We start from the raw sequence: 8,440 nt of genomic DNA on the forward strand, positions 1-8,440 counted from the left end.
TATGTCAGCCGCGGACCCCGGCGGCCCGAACCGCCGCCCGGCCCGCCGCCGAAAGGCCCGCGGCGAGAACCGGAGGCGCCAGCCGGATCGGCAACGATTTCCTCGCCGGCGCGGGAACGAGCGCGACCAGCAGCGAAACCCGCACCCCGGCCAGTGCCATCGGTGCCAGCGCCAAGGCGTCGCTCTTTTCTGCCATCCGGCGCAAGGTTGCCCCCCAGTGGCAGCCGCCCAGCGGCCCCGAGGTCGAACAGATCGTCACCCGGATCCGCTTCCGGCTGAACAGCGATGGCAGCCTGTCGGGGCGGCCCAGCGTGGTCAGCCAGAGCGGGGTCAACGACACCAATCGGGCGCAGGCGGGGCGGCATGGCGAGCAGGCGGTCCGGGCCGTCCAGCTGGCCGCGCCGTTCGATCTGCCGGCCGAATATTACGAAGCCTGGAAAACCGTGACCGTGGATTTCGACTGGAAACTGTCCCAATGATCAAACCCCTCCTTCTTCTTGCCACCGCCGCCGCCGCCATCCTTGCCAGCCCGGCACTGGCGCAGAACCAGGACCTGGGCACCCCGATCGCCGAAGGCGGCGAGGTCGAGACGGTGGACGAGGGCGAAGGGCTGACCGGCTCGGTCAGTTTCGAAGGCAATCTCGACGATCTCGGCATCGCGATCCCGGCCTTCGCCGCCGATCGCGACGTGCCGACGCCGGCCAATAGTGCGGGGACCGCCGCCTTGGGCCGCGAACTGGCGAAGGTCATCACCGCGGACCTGAGGAACAACGGCCTGTTCAAGCCGACCGGTCCGGAATCCCTGCCCCAGCCGAGCTATGGCGAGATCACCGCGCCCAACTGGACCACCTGGTCCAACCGCGGGGCGGAAATGCTGGTGCACGGCTATGTCCGCGCGCGCAGCGATGGCAAGCTGACCATCGGCTGTTACCTCTACGACATGGCGTTGCAGCAGCGGCTGGTTGCCGAAGGCTGGGCGGTCGGCCCGGCGGACTGGCGCCGCGCGGCGCACAAATGCGCCGACCTCGTCTATTCGCGGCTCTCGGGCGAAAGCCCGTTCTTCGACAGCCGCGTCGCCTACATCGCCGAAACGGGCCCCAAGGACAAACGGGTCAAGCGGCTGGCCATCATGGACAGCGACGGGGCCAATCATCGCTTCATCACCAATGGCCGCTCGACCGCGCTGACCCCGCGCTATTCGCCCGACTATCGCAAGCTGAGCTACCTCAGCTATGTCGACGGCAATCCGCGGATCTATGTCTATGACATCGGCACCGGGACGCAGACGCTGGTGACGCAAAGCGCGAACCCGACGTTCGCCCCGCGCTGGAGCCCGGACGGGCGCTATATCCTCTATTCGATGGCGGTCGCCGGCAATACCGACATCTACCGCGTTCCCGCATCGGGCGGGGCCAGCGTGCGGCTGACCAGTACGCCCGGGATCGACATCGGCGGATCCTATTCCCCCGACGGCACGAAGATCGTGTTCGAGAGCGACCGTTCGGGCGGTCAGCAATGCTATGTCATGGATGCCGACGGTTCGAACCAGCGTCGCATCAGCTTTGGCGGCGGCCGCTGCGCCACGCCCGAATGGAGCCCGCGCGGCGACCAGATCGCGTTCACCAACGCCAGCAGCTTCAACATCGCGGTGATGACGCCGGCGGGCGGCAATGTCCGCACGCTGACCCGGGGTTGGCAGGACGAGGCGCCGACCTGGGCACCCAACGGCCGCATCATCCAGTTCTTCCGCACCGAGCGGGGGACCGGCCGCACCAGCCTGTGGCAGGTCGACCTGACGGGGGAAAACGAACGCCGGCTGGAGACGCCGCGCGATGCCTCGGACCCCGCGTGGGGACCGATCCTGCCGTAACTTCATTGATGACACAGGGTTGAAAAGACCGGGCCATCGCCCGGCGCGCTGACAAAAAGGGGACAGCCATGAATGCACGTCTAGCCACCACCACTCTCATCGCGGCCAGCGTGGCGCTTGCCGCCTGCTCGAAAAAGGCGCCCGAGGAACTGCCGCCTGCGCCCGTCAATACCGATGATGCAGGCACCAACACCGGCACACTGCCACAGGACGGCATTGGGGCACCGGGCAGCCAGAGCCATTTCGAAAGCAATGTCGGCCAGATGAACACGGTGGTCTATTTCGATACCGACCAGTACAACATCGACGCCGAGGATACCGCCAAGCTTCAGCGCCAGGCGCAGTATTTCCAGCAGTATGGCAATGTCACCTTCACCGTCGAAGGCCATGCCGACGAACGCGGCACGCGCGAATACAACCTTGCGCTGGGCGAACGGCGCGCGAATGCGGCGAAGAACTATCTCGTTTCGCTCGGCATTCCCGAGAGCCGCATCCGCACCATCAGCTATGGCAAGGAACGCCCGGTCGCACTGGGTTCGGACGAAGGCAGCTGGGCCCAGAACCGCCGCGCCGCCACCGTCACGATCAACTGACGGCATCGAAGGGGCGGGGCGCGCGCATCGCGTCCCGTCCCGTCTTGCGTGGAGCGGCATGGCGCCTAGATTGAGGCCGATGCCGCATACCGCCCCGCTCCCGCCGCGTTTCATTGATGTCTAGAAAGAGCCGCTCCAACGACTGGGGTTTCCCCCGCTGGCGCGGCTATGGCGCGGCGCAGGAAGCGGTGACGGTGCGGATGTGCGATCGGCACGGCTGCGATCAGCCCGGCGATTGCCCGGCGCCCAAGGCACCCAACAGCCGCGAACGGTGGCATTTCTGCCAGCCCCATGCCGCCGAATACAATTCCCGGTGGGACTATTTCGAAGGCCTCGACAGGGCCGAGAAGGCAGCGCGCGCCCGCTCAGAACAGGCCGAGAACGCCGGCTATGCCGAGGCGCAGCATTACGGTTGGGCGGCCAGCGGCGACGGCAGCCGCAGCGCGGACGAAATGCGTGCGCTCGAGGTGTTCGAACTGGAATCCGATGCCGAATTCGAGGACGTCAAGCGTGCGTGGCGGGTGCGGGCCAAGGCCGTCCATCCCGATGTCAGGCCAGGCGATGCAGAGGCCGCTGCGGCGTTCCAGAAATATCAGCTCGCCTACGAGGTGCTGAAAGCAGCCGAGGACCGGCGCAGCTGGAAAGGCTAGGCGGCCAGGCGCCTGATGATCGCCCGCGCTACCCGCTCGCCCAGCTGCGGGCCCTGATCGGGATAAAGGTAGGGCTCGACCGCCTCGGCCTCGATCACCGCCAATTCGCCCGAAGGCAGGCGCACCATGTCAATCCGGCAATAGAGCAGGTCGTTGAACGGTATCGCTGCCACCACCGCCTCGGCCCGAGCCAGATCGGCGGCGGGCGGGGTCCAGCAATCCTCGGCCCCGCCATAGAGCGACTGGACCCGGTAATCGCCAGACCGGGGCCGCTTGACCAAGGCGTGCGACACGGCGCGATCGATGAAGACGAAACTGTATTCGCCCTCCTCGACGATGCTGGCGAGGAACGGCTGCAGCATAGCCGGCCGGCCCATGCGCCACCCGGGGGCGGCGGCCTCGCCGGGGGCGAAGCGATACTGGCCCAGCGCGCCCGCGCCGACCTGCCGCTTGATCACCACATCGTCGCAGCCGAGGGCGATGCGCGCGTCCGCGATATCCGCCGCCGTGACGTCATCGCGCCACAGCGTCGGAATGGTCGGCGCGCCGGCCCGGGCGAGATGCTGCAGATACCGCTTGTCGGCATTCCAGCGGACGAGGGCGGGTGGGTTGCACACCCGCGTCCCCGCCGCCTCCAGAGCCTCGAGCTTGGCGAGAAAGGCGGGCGCATCGTCCTGATAGTCCCAGGTCGTCCCGATCAGCGCCAGCGCGATGCCGTCGAACGCAGGCAGCGGGGCGCGCCAGTCGATCTCGACCAGCTCCAGCCCCGCCGCCCCGAAAGCCGGCCGCAAGGCGGCGACCTCGCGGTCATGCTCGAAGGCATCGCCGCGCCGCTCGCCCCCGGCGGGGAGCGTGTCGGCGCAGGCGAGGAAGGCAATGCGCGGCACCTTTGCGGCGCCCTAGACCGCCTCCAGCGCCTGCTCGAAATCGGCGATGAGGTCGTCCGCGTCCTCGATGCCGATGGAAATGCGCACGAGGTTGTCGGAAATGCCGAGTTCGGCCCGCCGCCCTTCCGCGACCGAAAGGTGCGTCATGCTCGCCGGGTGGCTGGCGAGCGTCTCTGTCCCGCCGAGGCTGACCGCGAGCTTGGCGATCTTGAGGTTGTCGAGAAAGCGGAAGCATTCCGCCTCGCCGCCGGCGAGAAACACCGAGAAGGTCGAGCCCGCGCCGAGGCAGTGGCGGTCGTAGATGTCCTGCTGGCGCTGATCGGCGATCATGCCGAGATAGCCCAGCCCCTCGACCTTGGGGTGGCGGGCGAGATATTCGCAGACCTTCGCCGCGTTTTCGCCGGCGCGCTGCATTCTGAGTTCGACCGTTTCGAGGCTGCGCAACAGCATCCACGCAGTGTTGGGATCGCAGATGCCGCCCATCGTGTTGCGCAAGCTGCGCACCGGATCGATCCACTTCTTCGCCCCGGCGATGCTGCCCGCGACGAGGTCCGAGTGCCCGCCGACATATTTGGTCAGCGAGTAGACCACGATGTCCGCCCCATGCTCGAGCGGGCGCTGCCACAGCGGGCCGAGGAAGGTGTTGTCGATGGCGATCGGGCAGGTGAGCTGGGCAGCATCCACCGCTGCGCGCACCGCCTCGACATCGACCAGCGCGTTGGTCGGATTGCCGGGGCTTTCGAGATAGACCATGCAGACCTTGCCGCCGTGCTCGGCCGCCAGGTCCTTCGCCCGCGCCAGCACGCCGTCGATCTCCTCGCGGGTCGCGCCGGCGGGAAAGTCGACATAGCGCACCCCGAAGCGTGCCAGCACCTTGGCGACGAAGCCCTCGCTTGCCGCATAAAGCGGTCCGGAATGGACGATCACGTCGCCCTGGCTGGCATAGGCCAGCATCAGGACGCAGATCGCGGTCATGCCGCTGGAAAAGCTGAGCGCGTCCTCGGCCCTGTCCCAGATGGCAAGGCGATCCTCGAGGATTTCCTGGTTGGGCGCGTTGAAGCGCGAATAGACGAGCCCGTCGGCGCCGCCCGGGCGCTTGCCGGTGATGCCCTCGAAATGCCGCTTGCCGTCGGCGGCGCTGGGGAAGGCGAACGTGCTGGTCAGGAAGATCGGCGGCTTGAGGCTGCCTTCCGACAGCACCGGATCGTAACCGTGTCCCATCATCAGCGTGCTCGGCTTCAGGGCGCGGCCATTGATCGTCCTGGGTTCCTTGCCGTTGCGCAGCGTGCCGGCGGTGGTGTCGTTATCGCTCATCGATGGGTGCTTCCTGTGGGACGCGCTCCCAGGAAGGCGGGAGCCGGTCGGGCATCGCGGCACCCGTTCCTAACCTCCGCAGGAACGCTTCTCCGGCCGATGCCTCTCGGTGCGCGCCCTTATCGCGGGCGCGAGGTCAGTTCAAGAATAGCTACGCCCGTCACTGGGTCCGGTCGAGCGTCAAGCGTTCCATATGCGAGCGCAGCTGCGCGGGCGCGGCGCCGGGGACGTCGTTGACCCGGCGCAGCACCACCTCGCCTTCGTAGCGCAGCGGGCGCCCCGCCCGGTCCTCGCCGGTGAGAACCAGCGGCGCGGTGTAGTAGGACGAGCCGGCGGCCCCTTCGATCGTACCCTCCCGCGCCCTCACGTTGACGCTGCGCAGATCGGCGAACATCTCGCGCCAGATGGCTGTCGGCCAACGCGCCTTGCTGGTCTCGTCCAGCATCGCCCAGGCCTGGCCCCATTCGCGCAGTTCGAGCGCGCGAGCAAAGCCGAGAAGCACGTTGCGCGCGCCTGTCTCGCCGCGCTCCGCCTCGGGCTCGAGGAGGGGCGGGGCAAGCTCGGGCCGGCCATCGTCGTCGCGAGCGGCTTCGGCGGCCAGGGCAGGCGGGGGCGGCGGCGTTTCGGGCGGAAGATCGCCCATGTCGACGCTGATAACCTTGTCCTGTCCGGGCGGCTGCGAACCGCAACCGGCGAGCGAGGCGAGGAAAGTCAGTGCGAGGGCGGCTCGAACAATTTTCACACATGAAAAACCGGGGCCACGCGCTTGGCGTTCCCCGGTTACTCGTCTGCGTGCCCGGACGCGCTTATTTCGGCGCCAGCACCATCACCATCTGGCGGCCTTCCAGCCGCGGGAAGCTTTCGACCTTGGCGATTTCCTCGACATCGTCGCGCACCCGGTTAAGCAGGTCCATGCCGAGCTGCTGGTGCGCCATTTCGCGCCCGCGGAAGCGCAGGGTGCACTTCACCTTGTCGCCGTTCTCGATGAACTTGTTCACGTTGCGCATCTTCACATCGTAATCGTGATCGTCGATGTTGGGGCGCATTTTGACCTCTTTGATGTCCTGGGTCTTCTGCGTCTTGCGCGCGAGGTTCGCCTTCTTCTGCGCCTCGTAGCGGAACTTGCCGACATCGAGGAACTTGCACACCGGCGGGTCCGCGTTGGGGGACACCTCGACCAGGTTGAGGCCAAGTTCGTTGGCCTGTTCGGTCGCTTCGCGGGTGTACATCACCCCAAGGTTTTCGCCTTCGTGATCGATCACGCGGACCTTGGGTACATTGATCATGTTATCGTAGCGCGGGCCGCTCTTCACGGGCATCTGCGGGCTACGCCGGGGTGGACGGGATATGGGCATTCTCCTCTGGTCGTGGAAACGGACCGCCGTCATGTAATGGCAGGGCCGACGAAGCGGAAGAGGAAACCCGCGCCGCAGTTGCGGTTTTGCCGCGCCTGTTGCGCTCAGGCCGCCTTTCGCCACAGCGCGAAGGTTGCCAGCCGCCCTGCAGCAGGCACCACGGCATCGATCCTGTCGGCCGGTTGCAGTGCCTTGAGGATCGCCGGATCGCCCGCGTTCATCCCGCCGGTATAGGCGCCGAAGGCGGGCAGGATCATCCGTCCGCTGCCTGTGTCGTTGACCCCGATCACCGCGCAGGGGCGGCGGATATTGCGGCGATGGACCCGGACCTGCAGGCGCGGATGATAATGTCCCGACAATTCGGGCCGGGTTTCGCCCATGACCGCCCGGTGGCGCAGGATCACGCCGCCGATCTCCAGTTCCTCGGCCAGGGTGCCGCCGCACGCACCGGCCAGCGCCGCGCCATCCTGCCCTTCGTCGTGGTTGCCGGTGATCCACACCCAGTCGACCGCGCGGGTCAGCGCCGCCAGCATCCCGCAGGCGTGCGCCTCGAGCCGGGCGACCCCGGCGGCATCGTGGAAATTGTCGCCCAGGGTGATGACCCGCCGCGCACCCGTTTCGCGAATCGCCAGGGCGACCCGTTCGAGCGTTTCGCGGCTGTCGTACGGAGGGACGAACTGTCCGGCCTGAGCGAAGAAGCTGCCCTTTTCGAGATGCAGGTCGGCCACCAGCAACGCCCGTTCGCGCGGCCAGTACAGCGCGCCGCTGGTCGTCAGCAGCCATTCCTCGTCAGCGAACGAAAGGGGAACCATGGCGCGCTATTGCCGCAGGCGCGTGGCAATGGCAAGGCTTGCCCGCATGAGCGACTGGACGAGCGAAACCGACGAGGCGCGCCTCTGGTTCGAAAGCCTGAGGGACCGCATCTGCGGCGCATTCGAGGCGATCGAGCGCGAGGCAGGATCGGACGCGGCCTTCGAATACACCCCGTGGCACCGCGAGGAGGAGGGCAACCCCGACCCCGGCGGCGGCACCCGCGGGTTGATGAAAGGCAAGGTGTTCGAGAAGGTCGGCGTCAACGTCTCGACCGTGCGCGGCAGCTTCGCCCCCGAGTTTGCTGGGACGATCAACGGGGCGAGCGAGGAAAACCCCGGGTTCGCTGCGACGGGGATCAGCCTGGTGGCGCACATGGCCAACCCGCACGTGCCGGCGGTGCACATGAACACCCGCTTCCTCACCACCAGCAAGGCGTGGTTCGGCGGCGGGGCCGATCTCAACCCGCCGCTACCCTATGCGGAGGATACCGAGGCGTTCCACGCCCGCTTCCGCGCGGCCTGCGCCGCCCACAATCCGACCTATTACGAGCGCTTCAGCAAGTGGGCGGAGGACTACTTCTTCATTCCCCATCGCGGGGTCAGCCGCGGGGTCGGAGGCATCTTCTACGACCACCTCGAATGCACCGACCGCGCGAGTTTCGAGCGCAACTTCGCCTTCACCCGCGATGTCGGCGAGGCGTTTCTGGGCATCTACCCGGCGCTTGTCCGCCGGCGGATGGACACGCCCTTCAGCGATGACGAGGTGCAGCGCCAGCTCGAATGGCGTGGCCGCTATGCCGAGTTCAACCTCGTCTATGACCGGGGGACGTTGTTCGGCCTCAAGACCGGCGGCAATATCGATGCCATCCTGATGAGCCTGCCGCCCCGCGCGATCTGGAGCTGAGGTTCAGTCCGCCGCGGCGGCAAGATGCTGCCGGAACCAGTCGGCCAGCTCGTCC

The 8,440-nt window shown here is 67.3% G+C and carries 9 protein-coding genes and 1 pseudogene; 5 read left to right on the plus strand and 5 right to left on the minus strand.

Translation table 11 applies throughout. The features are described 5' to 3' along the window. The 4 genes and pseudogenes from ACHFFA_RS11000 to ACHFFA_RS11015 all read left to right on the plus strand — a co-directional run. Positions 1 to 479 (plus strand): annotated as a pseudogene (locus ACHFFA_RS11000) (energy transducer TonB); the annotation flags it as partial. Continuing rightward, a complete protein-coding gene (gene tolB / locus ACHFFA_RS11005; RefSeq protein ID WP_394270881.1) occupies positions 476 to 1,870 on the plus strand; it encodes a Tol-Pal system beta propeller repeat protein TolB in 1,395 nt (464 codons plus the stop codon). The pseudogene ACHFFA_RS11000 and the gene tolB, both read left to right, overlap by 4 nt. A gap of 68 nt (positions 1,871 to 1,938) precedes the next feature. Next, positions 1,939 to 2,463 (plus strand): peptidoglycan-associated lipoprotein Pal, encoded by a 525-nt coding sequence (gene pal, locus ACHFFA_RS11010; RefSeq protein WP_394270882.1) that lies wholly within the window; start codon positions 1,939 to 1,941, stop codon positions 2,461 to 2,463. 116 nt (positions 2,464 to 2,579) lie between these two features. Further along, the gene (locus ACHFFA_RS11015; protein ID WP_394270883.1) at positions 2,580 to 3,113 is read left to right on the plus strand and encodes a J domain-containing protein; all 534 of its coding nucleotides are present in this window, start codon (positions 2,580 to 2,582) and stop codon (positions 3,111 to 3,113) included. On the opposite strand, the gene ACHFFA_RS11020 is transcribed toward ACHFFA_RS11015, so the two are convergent. The 5 genes from ACHFFA_RS11020 to pdeM all read right to left on the minus strand — a co-directional run bounded on the left by ACHFFA_RS11020 (position 3,110) and on the right by pdeM (position 7,481). After that, on the minus strand, positions 3,110 to 4,000 hold the full coding sequence (locus ACHFFA_RS11020) for a RimK family alpha-L-glutamate ligase (RefSeq protein ID WP_394270884.1): 891 nt from the start codon (positions 3,998 to 4,000) through the stop codon (positions 3,110 to 3,112). The genes ACHFFA_RS11015 and ACHFFA_RS11020 overlap by 4 nt on opposite strands. Positions 4,001 to 4,012: 12 nt before the next feature. Continuing rightward, complete coding sequence (locus tag ACHFFA_RS11025; protein WP_394270885.1) at positions 4,013 to 5,314, minus strand: cystathionine gamma-synthase family protein; 1,302 nt, start codon at positions 5,312 to 5,314, stop codon at positions 4,013 to 4,015. Positions 5,315 to 5,474: 160 nt separating this feature from the next. Next, positions 5,475 to 6,056, minus strand: a complete 582-nt coding sequence (locus ACHFFA_RS11030) for a hypothetical protein (RefSeq protein ID WP_394270886.1) — start codon at positions 6,054 to 6,056, stop codon at positions 5,475 to 5,477. Between the two features lie 64 nt (positions 6,057 to 6,120). After that, positions 6,121 to 6,633 (minus strand): translation initiation factor IF-3, encoded by a 513-nt coding sequence (infC, locus tag ACHFFA_RS11035; protein ID WP_394270887.1) that lies wholly within the window; start codon positions 6,631 to 6,633, stop codon positions 6,121 to 6,123. Positions 6,634 to 6,773: 140 nt separating this feature from the next. Further along, entirely contained in the window at positions 6,774 to 7,481 is a 708-nt protein-coding gene (pdeM, locus tag ACHFFA_RS11040; RefSeq protein ID WP_394270888.1) for a ligase-associated DNA damage response endonuclease PdeM, read from the minus strand. A gap of 46 nt (positions 7,482 to 7,527) precedes the next feature. On the opposite strand from pdeM, the gene hemF reads away from it, so the two are divergent. Beyond that, a complete protein-coding gene (hemF, locus tag ACHFFA_RS11045) occupies positions 7,528 to 8,385 on the plus strand; it encodes an oxygen-dependent coproporphyrinogen oxidase (protein ID WP_394270889.1) in 858 nt (285 codons plus the stop codon). Positions 8,386 to 8,440 lie beyond the last annotated feature (55 nt).

The sequence above is a fragment of the Qipengyuania sp. genome (assembly GCF_043423005.1).
Taxonomy (GTDB): Bacteria; Pseudomonadota; Alphaproteobacteria; order Sphingomonadales; family Sphingomonadaceae; genus Qipengyuania.

What these genes read in the sequence shown, in the direction of transcription:
- pal (WP_394270882.1), top strand. Translation starts at nt 1,939, where the DNA reads ATGAATGCACGTCTAGCCACCACCACTCTCATCGCGGCCAGCGTGGCG.
- pdeM (WP_394270888.1), bottom strand. Translation starts at nt 7,481, where the DNA reads ATGGTTCCCCTTTCGTTCGCTGACGAGGAATGGCTGCTGACGACCAGC.
- infC (WP_394270887.1), bottom strand. Translation starts at nt 6,633, where the DNA reads ATGCCCGTGAAGAGCGGCCCGCGCTACGATAACATGATCAATGTACCC.
- hemF (WP_394270889.1), top strand. Translation starts at nt 7,528, where the DNA reads ATGAGCGACTGGACGAGCGAAACCGACGAGGCGCGCCTCTGGTTCGAA.
- tolB (WP_394270881.1), top strand. Translation starts at nt 476, where the DNA reads ATGATCAAACCCCTCCTTCTTCTTGCCACCGCCGCCGCCGCCATCCTT.
- ACHFFA_RS11025 (WP_394270885.1), bottom strand. Translation starts at nt 5,314, where the DNA reads ATGAGCGATAACGACACCACCGCCGGCACGCTGCGCAACGGCAAGGAA.
- ACHFFA_RS11015 (WP_394270883.1), top strand. Translation starts at nt 2,580, where the DNA reads ATGTCTAGAAAGAGCCGCTCCAACGACTGGGGTTTCCCCCGCTGGCGC.